Genomic DNA, 20,917 nt, shown 5'->3' with positions numbered 1-20,917 from the left:
CATTGGCCGCCACCGCGACGCCCCCCACCACCAGGGTGCGCGCGCCCGACACCCCGGTCGTCGGGGCCCAGGTGCGCTCCTGGAACACGCCCGCGTCAGGCTGGGTGGTGTCCACCCACGACAAGCGCGTGCGGCCCCCCACCCACGCCCAGGGGCCCGACAGCGCCACGGACAGCGCGTCGTTGCCCGGCGTCTGCGAGTCCCAATGGCCCAGCCGTGTGGGGAACTCGGGCGTCGTCGCATCCACCAGCTCGATGCCCGTTCCCAGGCCCAGGAGGACCTGGTTGCCCTCCACGGCCATCGACAGCGCGGGCGCCGGCAGATTCTCCAGCGAGCCCGTCAGGGAGAGCTGAGCGTCCGAGAAGTCACGCAGCTCCAACCGCGACTTCGTCCCCTGGTCCACCAACAGGACCAGCGCGCCCTGGACCCGCTCCAGGGCCCGGAGCGTGCCGCCCGACAGGGACGTCTGGGCAACCACGCGCAGCTCCCCGTCCACCCGGCCCAGCAGCGACACCTCGGTGCCGCCCGCGACCGCGACATAGGCCGCGTCGCGCGAGGCCACGACGGCCATGGGCACCACACCCTGTGGCGCCAGGTGCACCCGCTCCAGCTCCTGCGGCGTGCACGCATCAAGCTCCACGGTCGCGCAGGCCCCCAGCGCGTAGCGCACGAGCAGGCCCGGTCCCACGAGGTATGCCTCGTCCCCGCTCACCGTCAGGGCCGTGGCGTTGGGGACACCCAAAACATCGTCCCCGCCGTCATACAGCGTCTCGTTCGCGGCAAGACCCCGGACCACCAACCGGCCGCCACGCGCCACCAGCAGCTTGTCACCCACGCGCGCCATCGCGTCGGCGCCGGGGGAGAACGTCCCCGTTTCATCCAACGTGAACGTGAACGGAGTGGGCCAGATGGCGCTCAGCTCCGTGTTGTCCGGACCCGGCGTCGCCACGCGCAGCACGACAGAGCCGGTGACGTTGTCCGGCACGCGGACGCGCAGCTGGGTGGCCGACAGCAGCTCGACCACGGGCGCCAGCACCGTGCCGAAGTACACCCGGCTGCCGCCGAACAGCCCCTGCCCTGTCAGCGTGATGAACGCCTGGCTGTCGAACGGCGCGGACGTGGCCGACACCGCCGTCAGCAAGGGCTCCGGGAGGTAGCGATAGGCGCCCAGCCGCATCACGGACAGGCCACCGGGGTTGGTGATCTCCACGGCCGCGGGCCCCGCCACGCCCTCGGGCACGGTCACCGCGACGCTGCGCCCGTCCGCGGCGACCACGACAGCCGTCGCGAGAGCGCCGCCGAACTTCACGGTGCAGCCCACCACGAGGTGCTCGCCGGTCAGCGTCACCCGGTTGCCCCCCGCTTCCAGGCCATGCGCCGGGACCACGGCGACCAGCTCCGGCGGCTCCGCCGACACGAGCGAAGCCGTCTTGAAGCGCACGTCCACGTCCGTGCCCAGCGCGCCGCCGGCCAGGTCCGCCAACGTGGCACCGACGTGCAGCCGGTACTGCGCGGAAGGACTCAGCGGAGCATAGGGCTCCAGGATGACGTCCGAACCACGCGTCGTCGCCTCCATGCGCCGCGCGACCTTGACCGGCTCATCGCCGCTCCCCGTCATCCGCGACAACGTCACGCCCTGCGCCGTGTTGAGGTCCGCGAGCGCCGTCACGTGCACCCGGGGCGCCGTGCCCACCGCCACCGTCTCGCCCTCGGAAGGCGTCGTTCCGACGACCTCCAGGTGGTCCAGCTCCACGACCGACAGCGAGCCCACGAGCGAGGTCACTCCGGAGGGCGGCTGGGACAGCGGCAGCTCCACCGGCGAGCCCTGCGCATTCAGGAGCAGCGTGCCCACCAGCAGGTAGTCACCCGTGAAGGCCGCCGTCCGCGCGTCGCCCACCACCTGCATCCGCTCCAGCGCGACCGGCATTCCACCCACCGGCACCGCGAAGCGCTGCACCTTGCCGCCACCCGCGGAGACGTACGCCACGCCGCCCGCCACCCAGGTCTGCTCGGCGGACATCCACGTGCGGCCCAGCGGATCCGTCAGCACCAGCACACCGCCCGAGGCCGGATGAGGCGGATCCGCCAGCTCCACCAACTGCACCTGCTTCGCCTTGCCCAGCGACGCGAACACCCGCGTGCCGCTCACGGTGAGGTGCCGGGCCGGCACGCTCAATCCGAAGCCTTCACCCATCCTGGACAGCGAGCCCTTCGCCGCGTCCAGCACGTGCAGCAGCGGCGCGGCCGCGTTGCCGTCCGCCACCACCAGGTTCGACCCAAGGAGCACCATCGCCCGGGCGCCCCCCGTCAGCAGCCGCTGGCCCACGGGCAGCGGCGCGGCCGTCTCTCCCAGCCGGTACATCGAGACGCCTGCCCCGTCCGCGACGAAGAGCAGGTCGTCCTTCACCAGCACGTCGAAGGCCTCACCCGTCACGGGCAGCGAGGACAGGGACTGCGGCGAAGCAGGCGTCGCCACGTTCCAGCGCATCACGCCCGCGGGGCCCGCGGCCATGTAGAGCGTGGAGCCCGCCTTCGCGAGCCGCCGGCCACCGCCCGCGGCGTTGAAGTTGACCGTGGTCTCCTCACGCAGCGTGGGCAGCTCGTTCAGCCGGGCAACGAGCAGTCCGCCCTGCGTCGTGGCCTTCGAGGGGTCGTAGACCACCGAGCCATCCACGTTGGTGACGGCCGTCTCGCCGCCCAGCGCGGCATAGGCGATGCCCTCATCCACCAGCACATGCGCCACGGGCAGCGAGGGCAGCTGGGAGACCGCTCCCGCGCCATAGAGGAACGGCAGCCCCAGGGACGGGGGTTGATCCGACAGCCCCAGGGTCACATCCACCAGGCCGGAGGCATGCGGCGGCGCCTTCGCCTCCGCGCTCTCCATGGACGTCACACGCACGTCGAACGACGGCGTTCCACCGAACGTCACGGCCATACCGGGCGCGAAGCCATGGCCGGTGAGCTTGACCAGCACACCGCCCTGCTGCGGCGACTGCGAGGGCGACAGGGCCACCATCTGGAGGGGATCCCGATAGAGGAACCCGCCCAGGCGCCGTGCCACCAGACCCGACGGTACGTCCAGCACCTCCACCATCGCGGGTCCAGCGACCGCGGCGATGGCCGGGGGCACGACGATCTCCAGCTCGGTCGAGGACACCCACGTCACCGCCGCGTCCTGACCGCCCACCCGCACCGTCGTGAGACCGTTCGCGAGGAAGCCGGCCCCCTTGAGCGTTACCCCGGTGGTGACGTTCGTCCGCCCGGAGGCAGGATCCAGGTCACTGATCACCGGCTGGAGCGCACCCGCGCCAGCGATGGTGAAGTAGGCCTCCACGGGCGCCGCCAGCGAGCGCGTGTCGAAGCCCTGTACGCCGGTCGTGATCCTCACGCGGACCTGCGCTCCGGGTGGGAGGGGATGCTGCGGATCCGGAGTGAAGACCGCCGTCGAGCCGCGCGTGGCGAACACGACGCCGTACGTGCCGTGCTCGTATTCGCTCCAGGCCGAGCCTTCGTTCACGGCCACCTGGAACGTGGCGCTCGTGACCGTCTCCTCCTTGACCGGCAGGCTGAAGCGCGCCTGGATGGCCTGGCTCGCCGGCACGACGCTGCCCGGTGCGGGCGACAGCTCCACCGCCAGCAGCTCGGAGGGAGGAACCTCGATGACGGTCTTCCCCGACGAGGTGGAGGCGAACAGCGAGCCGCCCACGAACGTCAGGCCCATGACCGGGCTGCCCAGATCCGACGACTGGAGGATCTTGGGCGCGCTCTCGATGGACAGGTCGAAGACGTACAGCTTCGTCCCCACCGTCACGTAGGCGCGGCCCGCGCGCACGAGCAGGCGGCTGGCCACCAGCTGTTCATAGGTGCGCTCACCGGAGAACACCGCCACGTGCCCCACGTGGGTACCGCTCCGCGTGTGGATGGAGAGGGTCAGGCCCGGGCCCTTCCCCGCGGCCACCGACGACGTGAGCGAGTAGAAGCGATCCGTCCCCAACTCCAGCGCCAGCACGTCGGTGTTCAGCGACACGATCTCCACGCCGGTCAGCCTGGGCCCCACGCCCTGGAACACCCGCACGCCGCCCCACGCGGCCGTGGGGTCCGTGACGCCCACGTAGATGCGCTCCTCTTCCACGCGGACGCTCGTCGCGAGCGAGCCCGTCGTGTCTCCGCCCGCCACCAGGAAGGGCTTCTCCGGCCGCGACACGTCCACCGCCTGCAGACCCATGGAGTCCATGGCCAGGAACGCCAGCGAACCGGAGAGGTCCAGGCCGCGCACCGGCGCCAGCGTGGACAGCCCCCCCAGCCGCAGGGGGTACTCCTCCACCTTCACGTCGAAGAGCTCCAACCCCCAGTACCCGGCGTTGGCCACGCCCACCGCGAGCTGATCTCCCTTCAGGGAGATCTCCGAAGCCACGCGCGGCGGGAAGCCCGGCAGGTCCAACGAGGAGCCGACCGGCATGTCGTACGCGAAGAGGCCCACCTGCACCGGGGCCTCGTTCGGACGGGCAATCCACACGGGGACCAGCGACGGATGGTCCACCGGGGGCGAGACGAAGCGCAACGAGGACAGGTCGCGCACGTCCACGTCCAGCTTCTGGGTCTCCTCCACGGGCTGCCAGTTGGGGGCCACGAAGACGCGCGTCCCCGGCGCCAGGCCCGGGCCCGACAGGGACACCGACACGGTCGTTCCGCCCGCCACCGGCCCATGGTCCGGGGAGATGCTGATGCCAATCCCCTCCAGCGACTGCAGGTACAGCACGGACGACGGCAGCACCGCGACCGGGCCGCCCACGTTGCGCACCTCCAGGTCGGCGGGGCCCGCCACGGTGGTCGCCGGGGCCACCACGCTCAGCTCGGTGTCACTGGTGACGGTGAAGACCGCGGGCTTGCCGCCCACGAGGACCTCGGACGTGCCGGTGAAGCGCTCGCCCACCACGGTCAAGACCGTTCCTCCCGCCATGGAGGCGGAAGCGGGCGACACCGAGGCGAGCCTCGGCGTCCGGCTCCCCGTTGCGGCCGTATGGAACGCGAGCTGGAACGGCATCAGCAACGCACCGCCGCGCTGATCCGTCACGGACGTGTCCACCGACAGCTGGTAGTCGCGGTCCGGCAACAGGGCGTCTTCCGGCCGGACCGTCAGCACCGCGCCGTCGGCCTCCAGCGTCACGTCCACGGTGTCGCCGGGTGCGCCCCCCGCGCCGGGCAGGAGCCGCAGCCGGACGCTGCTGTCCGTGAAGGACGGCGCGGCCAGCGGGCGGTTGAAGCGCACCGTCAGCGCCACGTCCTCGGGCGGAACCAGCGACCGCCGCGCGGGCTCCATTCCCGTCACGTACAGGAACGGCACCGACAGCTCCGTCAGCGCCGGGCCACCCGCCAGCAGCAGGCGGTCCTCCACCGCCACCACGTCCAGCGCCGACTCCACGTTGCCGCCGCTCACGAGCCTTGGCTCGAGCGGATTCGCCACGTCCACCAGCACCACGCCGCCCTCGGCCGCGGCGACGAAGAGCATGTCGCCCAGCAGGCGCAGGCGCTGCGGATGGCCCGGCGTGTTGGACAGCTCCTCGTTGAACGGCAGCGTCCGCTGCAGCGTCGGGCCCTGCGGATCCGACACGTCGAAGAACAGGAGCCCCTTGTCCGCCGCGGCGACGATGGCCACATCGCCCACCACCACCACGTCCGTCAGGGCCGAGTCCGCGAGGATCGACTTGGACGTCGCCCCCGGACGGGCCGACGCGAAGACGTGCAGCCGGCCGTGCGGCGAGTAGCCCTCGAACGGATTCGCATGATCGCCCATGGCATGGCCCGTGAGCGTGGTCTCCGGCGGCGGGGGCAGCACGAACGGGCCTGCACCTGTCGCGCAGTTGAAGACACCCTCGTGCACACCCGTGACCACGAAGGCGCGGCCCTGGGAGAAGGTCGCCCCGAAGACGTCCTCGCCCAGCGCCAGCTCTCCGATGCGCAGCGGGTCGCTGGGGACGCGCGTGTCGTAGAGCACCATCTTGCCGTCGGTGCCATGGGCCTTCGGACGGCCGGGGCACTGCGCCTTGGGATCCAGGGTGAGGATGGTGCCCAGGAGCCAGGCGCCCGTGGGCGTCGGCAGCACGCGGGTGGCCAGCGGCGCCGCATCCGCGGCCCCGGTTTCCAACGGCGCCTGGCCCAGCAGCGTCAGCTCCAGGCTGTGCGTCGCATCCAGCACGGCCAGGCCGCTCTGGCCGTTGGCCACCAGCAGCTGGCCGCCACGGACCGCCACGTCCAGCGAGTCCGGCATCACCTCCACGTCCGGCGGGTTCACCTTCCCCAGGAGTCCCATGCGCGTGGCGAAGAAGCGGTCCACGAGCGCGTCGGGCGGGTCGACGATCGCGACGCCCGACGCCAGGGGACGGCCGGGCTTGGACGCGTCGAACACCAGCGCCCGGTACGACTCCGGGATGTAGCCCTCATGGGTGAGCGCCCCGGTGTACTTCTGGGGGAAGGTGTTGCCGTTGCCACTGGCGCCGGCCGCCACGAACACCTGGAAGGGGTCCTCCGGGTTGGCGACGAGCGCGTGCGGAGAGGCGGAGACGACGCTCTCCTGCCCGGAGAACGCCAGGCCGTAGCCGAGCTCGGACGTCGAGCGCACGCGCGACAGGCCGTCCGGCGACACCAGCGTCACATCCGCCGCGCCGAACGAGCCGGGCGGCGCCAACGCCGTCAGCTCCGTGAAGGACGTCACCGACACGGACGACGCGGGCAGGCCGCGCACCAGGACGCGCGTGGCGCCCAGCGCGTCCGCCCACGCGGGCAGGAAGCCGTTGCCCGACACCCGCACCGTGCTGTTGCCGCGCGGGTTCAGGAAGCGGGGCAGCGCATTGCCCACCTGCAGCGGCGCCACGTACAGGTAGCCGCCGGCCCTGCGCGCGGTCAGACCTGACAGCTGCGTCAGCTCCACGTCCGCCAGCCCCACGGCCCCCGGAGGCACCGTCACCCGCAGGCGCGTGGGAGACCACTCCATCACCTGCGCGGGGACTCCACCCACCTTCACCGTCACGCCCGGCTCGAAGCCGCTGCCGAGCACCTCCACGCGGTTGCCTCCGGAGGTGGGCCCCACGCGGGGCACCACCTGGGAGATGACCGGGATGGCCCCCGCCAGGTCCGCCGTGCGGAACGACACGGAGAAGGGCGCGATGAGGGACGCGGTACCGCCCGGAGTGTGGACCGCCTGCGACACGTGCAGCTTCAACGCCGCGCCCGCCGGGAGCGGCCCGGACGGACGGAACGTCAGCGTGCTGCGCAGGGCATCCGGAGAACCGACCTCCGGCGTGCCCCCGGGCACGGGCACGCCATTGGCCGTGAAGGAGAAGGCCTGGATCGCCGAGGCCGCGTCCACGGCCGCGGAGAAGGTGACCAGCACGGACGGCAGGTCCGTGGGCACGACTTCGCCCTCCGCCACGCTCGCGCTGGCGACGGACAGCTCCGACGCGTCGCCGAAGTCCAGCGACCAGCCGAGCACGCCGCGATCGCGCGCGCTCACCAGCCGGCCTCCAGCCGTCGCCACGGCGCGGGCGTCGCCGCCCTGGCTGCCGGTGACGTGGTAGAGCAGCTTCGGGTTCAGCAAGTCATTGAGGTCCACCACCGCCACGCCCGCGGCGCCCGCGGCCACGTAGGCCAGGCGCCCCGCGAGCCGCACGTCCCAGGCGAACCCGTGCACGTCCAGCGTGGCGAGCCGCTGCAACTCCGGCTGCGACACGTCCACCAGCACCAGGCCGTCGTCCCCCGCCGCCACCACCGCCACGTCCCCCAGCATCCGCATGCGCTGCACGGACAGCGGAGCGGACAGCTCGGGCACCTTGGAGGGCGTCGCCTCCACGTTCCAGACCTGGAGCTGTCCCCCGCTCACCTTGAAGTCCGCGGCACGCGTCCCCGTGCCCAACACGGCCTTGCTTCCCCAGGCCGCGATCGCCTGGGCTCCGGGGGTCGCGTCCGCGGTGTGCACCGGGAAGGTCTCCACGGAGATGTCGAACGAGCGCAACCCGCTGGCCGCCGCCGCCGCCATCAGGCGCTCGTCATGCACGTCCACGCCGAACACGCCATGCAGCCCCACGGGCACCGTGCGGAGGAGCGACACCCCCGCCAGCGGATTGCTCACGTTCACGACCGCGACCGAGCCACCCAGCGCGACGCCGTCTTCGTCCCGGCGGACGAGGCCGACGTAGAGCAGGTGCGGCCTGGACGCCGAGCCGGGCACGTACACGACGGACGTCGCTTCGCCGGGAAGGTCCAGGTGGGCCGCGACGCGGTCGTCCCTGCCGTTCTTGTCGAGGTCGACGAGGCCGCCCCGCTGATCGAACGGGATGTTGTCCCCCATCGTGCCGTTCGTGATGTAGCGCCCCGACAGGCTCACGACGTCCAGCGACTGCTCGCCCACCGCGAAGGCCCAATCGCCCGTCACCGCGACGTCACGCAAGGTGCGTGACAGCGGCACGGCGGAGCCCGTCGGCTGATCGAAGGTGAAGCCCTTGATCAGCGTGTCCTCGGTGAAGACCTCCGGGGTCGCGGGTTCGGACTGACGGAGGGTCACATCCACCGGGCCGCGAAGGCCATCAGGCGTAATGGCCTCCACGAGCCCCAGGCCCAGCACCCGCACGTTGTAGGCGGGCTTCGTCCCGAAGCGCACCTGCACCGTACCGCCGGGTGAGAAGCCCTTGCCCGACAGGAGCACGCGCGTGCCACCCGAAGACCGGCCGCGCGCGGGCGTCACCGCCAGCAGGTCGAGCGGATCCACGTAGAGGTACGCACCGATGAGCTCGACGTGCTGGCCCCCAGCTCGCTGGACGGTGATGGTGGCCGCGCCCGCCGTCCCCTTGGGAGCCAGGACCTTGGCCTTCGTTCCGCCCTCGGTGATGCTGATGACGTCCGCCCGCTTGCCGTTGAAGGAGACCTCCAACGCACGGGTCGACTCGAAACCGGTGCCGGTCAGGACGACCTCCACCTGGCTCCCAGCGGGGCCCTGCCGGGGCGACACGCTCTGCACCTGCAGCTGGGGCTCGTCCTCGTGCGCAGCAGTGCTGAACTCCGCCACATAGCGCCCCGGCATGAGGGCGCCGTCCGACCCGACAAGTCCTTCGATCCGCAACTGGTACGTCCTGCCGGCCAGGAGGACCGCCGCATCGGGATGCACCGTCACGGTGGTCCCCACGGACTCCACGTTCGTTTCCACCTCGCTGCCGTCGGCGGAGCCATCCAGCAGCACCAGTCGGACGGTGGAGTCGGTGGCATTGGCCACCGACCGGTTGAGCGTCACCTTCAGAGGCAGCGTCACGACCACGTCATCCGCGCCGTCCGCGGGGGTGCTGCCGGTCACCACCGGGAAGGGCATGGCGACGACGCTCACCGCGTCCTTTGCCACGGCCTGGCCTACACGTCCCGCCGTCTCCGTCACCGTGGCCACGACCAGACCACCGGCCACCGCCACGTCGGACAGCCTCGTCGCGGGATACAGGTCCACCGCGTTCACGGACTGGGGCCGCGAGGGTTCCGAGGCCAGGAGCACCTGGACCAGGGCGGACGGCCCATACGCGGACGCCACGCCCAGGTGCGGTCCCATCGCGGCGTTCGTGAACTTCATGCCGCGCACCAGCGGCACCACCGGTGACGCCTCGCGGGGCCGCGTGGGCTGGGCCAGCGACAGCGTGCGCAGCGACTCCGCGGCCACCCTCAGGCCGTTGCGGCCGGACACGGCCACGTCACTGGAGCCTCCCGTGAGCTCTCCCAACACCGGCAGGTCCTGCTTCAACAGGTCCACCACCAGCAGCCGCACGTCGGCGCCGACCTTCGCGGTGAGGACCGCATGGTGGCCGGACACCTGCACGTCCTCGATGGAGGGCGACCGCATCTGCCCACCGAAGAGGAACTGCGTCACCGAGCCCAGCAACACCGGCCGGGCGGAGTCCTGCAGCGAGTACAGCGCCACGCCGCCAGACCCCGCCGCCATCAGCGCCAGGTCCCCGGCGATGGCCAGCCCCTTCGCCTCTCCCACCGAGGGGAAGATCGCCTTGAGCGTGGGCTGTGAGGGGTTGGCCGCGTCGAAGACGAGCAACGAAGGGACGCCCTCGCCCGCGACGTCGACGTACTGCAGTGACGCTCCGTTCGCCACGACGTACGCGTACGAGCCCCGGACGGACAGGGCCACCGGTTGATACGGCGGAGGAATGCCGGCCAACCCTTCGAGGCGCGCATTCGACGGGTCGGATACGTCCACCAGCGACAGCGCGCCGTGGGTGCTCCTCTCCATCATCTGGGCGACGTCCTGCGCGGACACCATCACGTTCGTCGGAGACAGCACCCACGCGAAGCCGCCGGACAGCGCGACCTTGATGGGGGGTATCGACGGCAGCTTGCCGTCGGGCCGCGGGTCGTTCTCCCCGGAGGGCACGTGCCGGCTCACGGAGGACGACACGCCCAGGTCCGTGTACAGGTAGGCCCCGGGCGCCACCACGCTCTTCAAATCCGCGTTCGTCACCACCACGTCCGCGGGACCGAACGCGCCCGGCGGGACCGTCAGGGTGATGAGGCCCGGAGACACCACCCGGACCTGCGTGGCGGGAGCGCCTCCCACCTTGACGGTCGCGCCGCGCTGGAAGCCGGCGCCCGTCATCTCCACCGTGTTGCCGCCCGCGAGCGGGCCGGTGGCGGGCGACACGAAGTCCACGTGCAGGACCTTGAGGTAGAGGAAGCCACCGAACAGCGACCCCTCCAGGCCGCTGGGGTTGACGACCGTCACCGTGGCCGCGCCTTCCTCGGCGCTGGGCGGGGTCCTGGCCGTCAGGGACAAGCCACCCGTGGCGACGGAGACGTCGGTCGCCTCCACGCCGGAGAAGAACACGCGCGCGCCGGGCACCAGGTTCGAGCCCGAAAGCGTGACGAGGGTCCCACCCTCCTGTGCCCCTGAAGCAGGGGTGAGGTGCGAGATGGCCGGCGGCTCCGCGTTCGCCGTGCGCGTCGTGAACCGCGTGCGGAAGGACGTGCCCAGGGTCCAGCCCTGGTCGGACGCCAGGGCCTTGTCCACCGTGAGGAAGTACTCCGTGGCCAGCGCCAGGTCCTTGGACTCGCCGGGACGGACGCGCAGCCGCCGGTCCGTGACGTCCACCGTGATGGGCACCACCGGGCCCAGCAGCGGGTCCCCCGAGCGCAGCACCACCCTGCCCGGCAGGTTCGCGCTGTCCGCGTCAATCACCTCCGACAGGAAGACGTCGATCTTCACGCCCGTCTCATCGTTGGAGGACACCGGGGAGGACACCGGCACCTGGCGTGCCCCGTCCTCCGGCGTGACGGACGTCACGACCATCCGCTGGAGCCCGAAGCGCACGAGCTCCTTGTCCATCACCGTCAGCGCGCCGCTCGCGGCCCCCACCACCTGGGCGGCGCGCGGGAGGTTGGCGCGCACGAGCGTCTTGCCCGGCTCCTGCGAGGAGAAGGTGGACACCGACAGCATGCCCTTCACCGGGTCCGCGTCCTGGTCCGTCAGCTCGCTGGTGGCGAGCGCCAGGTTCCCGGAGACGCTCACCGACTCGAGCCCCGTGGCCAGCAGGTCCGCGCGCCGGGGCGCGTGCGACAACAGCGAGACGAGCTTCGGCGCCTCCGGCCGCGAGAAGTCCACCTCCGCCAGGTACGCCCCTGCCCCTTCGCACGCCACGAAGGCGCGCGTGCCCACGGCCGAGACCGCGTTGGCGGCACCCGGCACCGCCACGAAGCTGTTCTCCGGCGACACCATGGGCAGCTTGGGGTTGCGCAGGTCCAGGATGCGCAGCCCGCCGCTCCCAGCGGCCACGAGCAGCAGGTTCCCGGACACGAAGACGCCCCGCGCGCCTTCCGCCCCCACCACGGGGACCGTGCGCACGCGCTGCGGCAAGGCCGGGTCCGACAGCTCCACCACCACCACGCCCGCGGTGCCATTGGCGACGTAGGCCAGCCGGTCCTTCACCGCCACGCCCCGGACGTCATCGCCCGGCAGGTCCACGCTGCCCACCACCTGCATCGACACCAGCGACACCACCGACAACAGCGGCGGGATGTACTGCCTGTCGGGCGTGGTGTGCGCGGGCGTCAGCACCAGCGCGTGGTTGCCCATGAAGGCCACCGCCTTGGGCGCGGCCGTGAAGGGCACGTGGGACAGGCGCTGGATGGCGCCGGTGGAGAGCTGCGCGAGGACGAGCGCGTTCCCCTGGCTCACCTCCAGGCTGCTGATCCCCTGGGCCCCCACGACCACCCGGTTCGTCGCATCCACCGCCAGGGGCCCCAGCCGGCCGGTGTTGAAGGGGCTCAGCCGCGCGAGCGAGGGCTGCAGGCCCAGCTCCACCTTGACGGTCTGGGAGGTGCCCTCATTGCCGGAGGGGTCCTTGGCGGTCGCGAAGAGGGGCATGTCCTGTCCAGCCCGGTCGTTCGGCGCCAGCACGTTGAGCGAATGCAGCAGCCGGCCCGCGGTTCCGGGCTGCGTCTGGGACGTGGAGTCCACGAACTGGCCATCCCGGTAGAATCCCACCGAGGTCACCCCGACGTTGTCCCGGGCCGCGGCCCTCAGCGTCACGAGGCTGCCGCCCGTCACCAGGTCGCCTTCGGGCGGATCCACGAACTCCACGTCGGGGGGGACCGTGTCGCTCACGGTGCCCACGTCCACTGGCGCGGAGGTGGTCTCCTGCCCGGCCTTGTCCACCGCCACGGCGGTGATGGAGAAGCGCCGGTTGCGGCTGCCCACGGGGGCGACGAACGTCCCAGCGTAGACATCCGGTGCGCCCGGGATGCCCGCGGGAGTCCGGGCGACATCCACCCGCTTGCCGTCCACCAGGAAGATGACTTCCTGGATGCCGCTGTCCACGTCCTGCGCCATCGCTTCGATGCGGATGCGGCCGCCGTCGAAGACGTTGGTCCCGGCGAGCGGCTTCTGGAGGGCCACCGTCGGCTTCTGGTCCTCCTTCACCAGCACGTCCAGCGGCGCGGACCAGGCCTCACGCCCCGCCACGTCCAGCACGTAGGCGCGCATGCGCACCGTCTGGCCCTTCAACGCCGCGGGCACGCGGTAGGTGAAGTCGTAGGGCCGCAGGTAGCGCCGGGACACCTCCGTGGAGCTGTCCTCCTCCGGGCCCAGCTGCAGCGAGGCGTACGCGACGCCCAGACTTTCGTTGGTCACCTTCGCGGAGAAGTCCGCGTCCAGCCCCACCACCATGTCGCTCGCGCCCAGGAGCGCCACCGCCAGCGGCTTGTCCTGCACCACGGTGACCTTCGCTTCGGCCGTGGTCGCGTTGCCCGAGGTGTCCACCGCGCGGGCCACGAACTTCAGCGTCTTGCCCAGGTCCGTCTTCTGCACCCGGTAGGTGAAGCGGTACGGCGCCACCGGCATCGTGGCCAGGGTCACCGCCGGCTGCTGATCCTCGCGCGTGAAGACCATGGCGGAGACACCGACGTTGTCGTCCGCCACGACCTCCAGGTCCAGGTTCATGCCCGCCACGATCTCCGAGTTGTTCGCCGGAGTGAGGAAGCTGACGGTGGGCGGCTGCTCATCCGCCTGGACGTTCAGCGTGACCACCGGGGCATTGGCCTCGTGCCCGAACGTGTCCTTCGCGCGAGCGCGCACGGTGAGCGGATGGTTGGCGGAGCCGTAGGGCAGCGGGACCCGGAACGAGTAGGGCTTCGTCGTCGCGGAGTAGCGCAAGGGGCCGTTCACCCCGCCCTCGATGACCGCCTCCACCCACGTGATGCCGACGTCGTCCTGGGCCGCGATGACGAGGGCGAAGTCACGGCCCTCGGTGAGGATGTCCCCATTGTGGGGCTGGGCCACCGCGACCGTGGGCGGAGCGTCCTGTCCCACGGGCAGCACGACCACCTGGCTGAAGACCACGTGGCCATACGTGTCGATGGCCTTTGCCTGGAGCGTGAGCGCCTGGGCGCCCGGCGGGACGTTCACCTGGAAGGAGAACGGCGGCTGCGTCACCGCCGGCAGGTCGTCGTTGTTCACCTTCAGCTGCACGGACGCGATTCCGACGTCGTCCTCGGCGGCGACGGCCACCGGCACGATGCTTCCTTCCACGACGGTCCGGCCATCCGGCGGGGACACGATGGCCACCGACGGCTCGCGATCCCTCACCACCCGGAACGGCTGGATGTAGGTGGCCGTCTGGCCCGACAGGTCCCGGGCCTCCGCGGCCACGAAGTAGGCCATGTCCACGCTGCCCGACGAGGGCAGCGCGGGCGCCACCGCCTGCGCGGTGATGAGCGGGGCGTAGACGTCCGCCTGCGACGAGGGGAACGCGTTCTCCAGCGGGAAGCCCCCGGCGGAGTGGAACACCTGGAGTTCCGTGCGGCTGGGACCCGCGAGCAGCTTCACCTGGTTCACGAAGACGTTGTCCCAGGCCATCGCGGACACGCGGAACGACGTCTTCTCCACCACGGCCTGGCTGAGGGTGGGGAGCAGCACCTGCACGGACGGCGGAGTGCTGTCCGCCTGCACCCGCGCGGAGCGGTCGACGACGGCGACATGGCCTTCCTTGTCGGTGGCCACCACCCGCACGTCGACGTACGTCTGGGTACGCGACGCATCCAGTGAGATGAACCCTGGCGGAAGCCGCACGCGGCCCCCGTAGGACTTCAGCCGCGAGATGTCCCGGTACGGCGAGTCCTCATCGCAGCCGGTCCATTCCTGCGTGACCTCCGGGCCCGCATCGCAGCCGAGCAGCTGCTGGTAGGCCTTGCGCACGGCTGTATCCACCGGGACCGGAAACCCGTTGAGGTACCCGTCCTGCAGGACGGCGATGGGCTTCCCCTGCGAGGCGGTGACCTCGAGGGCGAACTGGCCGTTGAGGAAGAACTCCACCTTCGCGACGCCGGTGTCATCCGCCGCCAGGGCCTCCACGAAGAGCTGGATGCTGCCCTCGATGAGGGTCGCGTCCCGCGCCGGCGAGGAGAGCGCCACCACCGGAGCCTGGGGCTTGCGGCCCTCCACCACGAGCCGCCCCACCCCCACCTTGCCAGCGGTGTCCGTCACCACGACGCTGAGCACGGACGGCGCGCCATCCCAGGACACGGGCGGCGTGAACTTCACCTCGTGCGGCACCTTCGCCCGGGCCGGAGCCACCGTGAGCGTGCTGGGAGCAGCGTCACCGAAGACGGTGGTGATGCCCACGACGCCCACGTCATCCGCGGCCTCCAGGGACAGGGTGGCCTCGACGCCCTGGACAAGCCTCACGAGGCCGCTGCCCAGCTCCATCTCGGAGACCGACTCCACGGAGGACTCGAGCTTCACCCACTTCACCGTGGGCACCGTGTCCGCGCGCACATGCACGAAGGTCGCGGGCGAAATGAAGGCATTGCCCGCACGGTCCCGCGCCACCACCGTCAACGCCACGGGCGCGCCCGTGGCCGTCGGCTGGAGCACCACCGTGCGCTGGGCCGAAGCCGCCGGGCGCGTGAACGACTCGCGCGCCGCGCCGTCCACCAGCAGGTCCGCGGACTCCACCTCCACGTTGTCCTTGAAGGACAGCACCACCGAAGTGGGCACGCCCGCGACGGCCGACGCTCCGCTGGCGGGCTGGAGCACCGCCGCCACGGGAGCCTCCAGGTCCGGCTGCACGCGCACCGGTGCCACCGCGCGAGCCCGGTGTCCCCGGGCATCGGCCGCGAACGCCGTCAGCACCGCCATGCTCGGCGCCCAACCCAGCGCGGGCTTCAGGAGCGTGACAGGTTGCAGCGCCCGGCCCGGCGCCGAACCGCCGACACTCCAGCGCGCGACCGCGAGCCAGGTCCCGGCCACTTCCGCCCGCACCTGGACCGAACCGCCTTCGTACACGAGCTGCGTGCGGCGGACGTCCACGGGAGCCGCCGGCTCAGTGCCGGACATGAACTCCACGTCGATTTCATCCACCGTCATGGAGCCCGCGGGGAACCCCAGGTCCACTTCGTAGGACGGCGCCTTGAACTCGACCACGCGGTGTCCCGCGTTCAGCGAGGCCAGGAAGGTCTTCACCTCCGTGACGGCCTCCGCGCCCGCGTTCAACCGGTAGCGGTACCCCACGCGCGCCTTCAGCGACTGGCCTGCCGGCGGCGCGGTCACCTTCAACCTCGCGAGCCCGGCCTGGTTCCCCAGCCCCGCCGAGGGAGGCACCACGCGCACGCGCCCGGACGTCACGTCCAGCTGGGCCGTGCTCGCGGCGCCCATGGACCACGTCACGTGCGAAGCCAGACCGTCACCGGTGGCACCCGGCGCCGCCACGTCGAACGCCTCGGGGGCGCCCTCGACGGCGGTGGCCTCGGCCGTGGCGAGCACCGCGAAGCTGGACGCCACCGCCACGTCGTCCCGCAGCTCCACCTGGAGGCGCTCCGAACGCTCCTCCGTCAGGGCCGCGCCCGCCGCGGGGGCGAGCCACGCCACCGAGGGCGGACCATCCGGCAGCAACACGCGGGTGAGGACCTGCTCCGTGGCCTTGCCCGACGCATCCACCGCGCGGGCGGAGAAGACCAGGGGCTGGGAGCCGGAAGCGAGCTCCGGCAGCGGGATGGACACGGTCGCGGTGACGAAGGTGCCGGGCGTGAAGGCCGGGAGCGTCAGCAGCGTGTTGCCCAGGTGCGCCTCGAGCGACTTCACCTGTCCGTCGTCGCTGGCCTGCAACACCAGCTCCACGGTGGAGCCCGCGACGCACGTGGCGTCGTCCGGGGTGTTCCTCAGGGACATCGTCAGGCGGGGCGCTTCACGGTCCACCTTCTCCTGCACCTGGAGGGTCACCGCCGTGTCGGCGTGGTTGCCGGCGGGGTCGTAGGCGCGCGCGGTGAGGACGTGCGAGCTCTGGGCGGACAGCGCGGGCAGCGTCACCGTGCCCGCATAGGTGCCCACGTACTCACGGCTCAGCAGCACGGTGCCCGGCCCCAGCGGATCCGGAGTGCGCACCTCGTCGAAGCGCTCCTCGACGTTCTGCAGGAGGACCGGCGGAGACAGCGGGCTTCCATCCAGGAGGAGGGCCACGGAGGACACCCTCACGTCATCCCGCGTCTCCACGCGAAGCCCCAGCGAGCCTCCAGCCGTCACCGTCACGGTGTCGGTCGTGGGAGCCACCCGGCTCACGCGGGGCGGCTGGACGTCGTGCGTCACGTTCAGGGCGACCGTGCCAGCGTCCGAGTCCTGCTTCGCCGTGTCCCGCGCGATGACCCCCACCGTGGCGGGCTGGCCCAGGTGGACGATGGGCGCGCGCACCACCACCGTCTGCGGCTGGCTGACGTCCCGGGCCGCGCCCGCCGAGGGCAGCGTCCCCATCGGGATGCCACCGGAGACGCCCACCCAGCCGATGACGCCGTCGTCATCGCTGAGCGACACCGTCATCCGCACGTCCTCGCCTTCCTTGTAGGGACTGCCCGGCGGCGGCGCGAGCACCGTCACGGACGGGGGCGCGTCCTGGACCACGCGGACCGTCAGGGTCCGCTCCGCGGTGCGGGCCGGGGATCCCAGGTCCGAGGCCACGGCGCGCAACGTCACATCCTGGTTCACGTCCGCCGGGGACAGCAGCACCGCGAAGGTGAAGACTTTGTAGAGCCCCTGCGCTTCGCCCGAGGTGAGGTGGCCCACGCGGGTCGAGCCGCGATACAGGTCCACCGACGCCAGCCCGACGTTGTCGGACGCCACCACCTCCACGCTCAGCGAGGACCTGGAGAAGACCCGCGCGCCCTCCGCGGGCGAACGGAAGCCCACGAGCGGGGCCTGATCGTCCTCGACCAGCACGAGGTTCTGGACCGCCGTGTCCGTATGGCCGGCGGAGTCCGTGGCCACCGCGCGGAGCACCTCCGTGCGAGCCACGCCCTCCAAGAGAAGCTCGTAGCGGTACGGCGCCGCCGTGAGGGTCGCGACCTTCTCGCTGCCCAGGAAGAGCTCCACCTGGTTCACGGACACGTCGTCCGCGGCGTTGATGAGCACCTCCAGCCGCGTGCCCAGCGTCGCGGTGGCCCCGGCGAGCGGACGCACGAACGCGACCGTGGGGTCGCTGTCCCCATTGGCCTGGAACTGGACCTCCGGGGCGATGCCCACGTTGCCGGAGACGTCCGTCGCATGCACCCACAGGCTGTGCTTGCCCAGCGTGGAGATGGACGTCTTGGGAATGATGAAGTGGGAGATGAACGACCCCACCATGGTGCCGTTGCGCGCAGGGGCGGAGTCCGTGAAGACAGGCTGGACCTTGGAGTCGAGGAAGAGCTCCACCTTCCGCACGCCGACGTCATCCAGGCCGGCCACGGTGACGAGCAGGTCCTGGGTGGCGACCACGGAGGCATTCATCAGCGGCGTGACGATGGACACCGACGGCGGCAGCAGATCCGGAGACACGGTCACGTTGCGCGTCACCGCCGTCTCCATGCCGGTGGAGTCGCGCGCCACGGCCCGGATGACCAGGGTCTTGCCGACGAAGCCCTCGGGGACGAGCGTCTCCGCGGCGTAGGGAGGCTCGCTGGCCAGGCCCGCGAGCACGCCATCCACGTACCAGCTCACCCGCATGGGCGGCGGCGAGTCATCCAGCACGTCGGCCGTGAGCAGCAGGCGGGAACCCGCGAGGATGGGGTCTGAGACGCCGGGGCTGACGATGTTGACCTGCGGCGGGCGGTCCGACTTCACATTCGCCGCGAAGGCCACCGTGCGCGTGTTTCCGCCCACATCGATGGCCTGCACCTCCACCTGGACGGTCTTGTCCAGCAGCGATGCGGGAGGCGTCCAGAGGAAGGAGAAGTCCGCGGAGCCGGACGGAGAGCCTTCGAAGGTGCTCTTCACGAGCCGCTGGGTGGCGACCACCGCCCCCCGCACGAGGAACCGCACGTCCACGCCGAACGCCAGGGCGTCATCCGCCACCGCGCCGCTCACGGTGAAGGGGGCCCCCGCGGTGACGTCCACGGGCGACTGGGCAGGCGTCTTCAGGGTGACGAGCGGCGCGGAGTCCGCCGCGACGCGGACCGGCAGGGCCTGCGAGGGCACCGGGGCGCCAGCGCTGTCCACCGCTTCCGCCCGGAGGATGACGCCCGTCCCCGCCGCCGTCAGCGGGGGGATGAAGCTCACCTCCCAGAACGGCACCAGCAGCTGTTGCAGCGCACCCTTCTCGTTCTTGAACGAGCGGACCTCCACGTGAGGTGCGGAGGCCTGTCCCAGAGGCGCGCCGTCCACGGAGAAGCGGACCGACTGGAAGTCGCTCGCCGTCAGCTCGCCGCTCGTCCAGTCGCCGCTCGTCACGCGGATCGTCTGGGGCAGACCGGCGATCAGCACCTGACCGGCCGTGGGAGCGTCGTAGACGAGGATGCGGCTGCTGGGAGCCGGGGCGGCCGTCACCGGGATGCGCAGCTCGGAGGAGGGGGTGACCTGGTTCGCGGTGTCCACCGCGCGGGCGCTCAGCACCAGGGTGGACCCCGCCGTGGAGGGCGCCTTGAGCTGGAGGGTGAACGGCGCGGAGGTGTCCGTCACCGTGGGCACGCCGTTGACGAGGAACTCCACCCGCGCCACGCCCACGTCGTCGGTGGCCACGGCCTTCACTTCCACCTCGCCGCCGGCCACCACGGTCGCGGGCGCGCTCAGCTTCACTTCCGGGAACGCGTCCCGGGCATCCACCAGGAGGGAGACCTCCGGCTGATCCGGATGCTTGGCGAACACGAGCGACGGCTGGGCCTTGAGCGACGTGACCCGGCCTTCAGCAGACACCTGGAGCCGCGTCGGGTCCTCCACGCGCCACTGCGTCCCCAGCGCGGACGACGTGAGATCCACCCACTGCTGATTGGACAGCCGGCCCCGCAGCTGCAGCTGCAGCGTCCCGCCAACGCGCGAGATGGAGGCGGCCGTCGCGGGCGGCGCGGGGATGATCTCCAGGGACGCCAGGGTCGCGCTGGAGTCCACGATCACGGGAACGTCCTCCGTGGCCCCCGCGTAGTGCACGTGCACCGTGACCTGCCCGTTCGCACGCGCCACGACCTGGCCGTCGCGCGTGACCATGGCCACGGCAGGGTCGTCCGACTCATAGGTGGCGCCGTTGAGCGCGCCACTGACGTCCACCTCGCCCGCGATGGCGAAGACCGCCGTCACCTTCAAGGGCACCCGCTGCCCGAAGCCCTCCGACAGGAGCAGCGGCTTCGGGCTGGCGCGCAGGGTCAGGAGCGGATCGAAGGCGGTCGAATCCGTGAACTCCACCGTGGAGGTGTGCACCGTGCGGCCGAAGGCATCCATCAGCGCCACGTCCGCCACCACCACGCCATCCGGAGGAATGCGGTCCCCCTGGATCGGCACCGCGAACGCCACGTGGCCCGGCGTGGAGACCCGCGGGTAGGCGACCAGCCGGCGCCCCACCGCGAACGCATGCGACTCCACCTCCGCCAGGTCGCCCTTCACCGTGCGCAGGAGGGCCGAGGAGGCCCCCATCACGGTCAGCTCCGCGCGCGCCACGCTGCCCTGGAAGGCCACGTCCACCAGCAGCTGGCCCGTGTCCTGGGACGCCCGGGCCCCCACCGCGTCTGGAGCGAAGGCCGGGGGTGGCAGGGTGGCGTCGAAGACGACCTGCACCGACGAGACGCTCGTCCCCTCGTCCGCCACCGGCGACGCGGTCACCTCCAGCCGGCCGTCCGCCGGGAACGGCTGCGACAGCGGGAGGAGCACGTGGAAGGGAACCGCGCCCGCCTGGTCGCGAGGGACCACCACGCGCGCCAGGTCCACGAAGACACCCTTGGAGGTGGAGGTGCCCTTGAGGGCCACGGCCACCTGCGACGCGGCGCCGTCGACGTCAAAGCCCAGTTCGACCGAGCGTGCCCCCGGCTGGAATGAGCGCAGGGGATGGATGGACGACACCGAGGGCGCCGGCTGTGCCAGGGCAAGGCCCGGCAGCGCGCAGCCCAGTGCGAGAATCAGCGCCAGCGCCCGCAGGCGCGGTGTGGAGAAACGCTTCAT

1 protein-coding gene (cut by a window edge) is annotated in these 20,917 nt (G+C 71.7%); it reads right to left on the bottom strand.

Annotated features, from left to right (window positions below; translation table 11 throughout):
• On the bottom strand, window positions 1-20,917 hold the 5' portion of the coding sequence (locus D7Y04_RS30480; protein WP_121761568.1) for an Ig-like domain-containing protein. Its footprint begins 10,364 nt before the window's first position; the window shows 20,917 of its 31,281 coding nt (coding positions 1-20,917); it begins with the start codon at window positions 20,915-20,917; its stop codon lies off the left edge, out of view.

Origin of the sequence: Corallococcus sp. AB038B, assembly GCF_003668955.1 — a bacterium.
GTDB lineage: Bacteria > Myxococcota > Myxococcia > Myxococcales > Myxococcaceae > Corallococcus > Corallococcus exiguus.
This window is presented reverse-complemented; position numbering and strand designations above follow the sequence as displayed.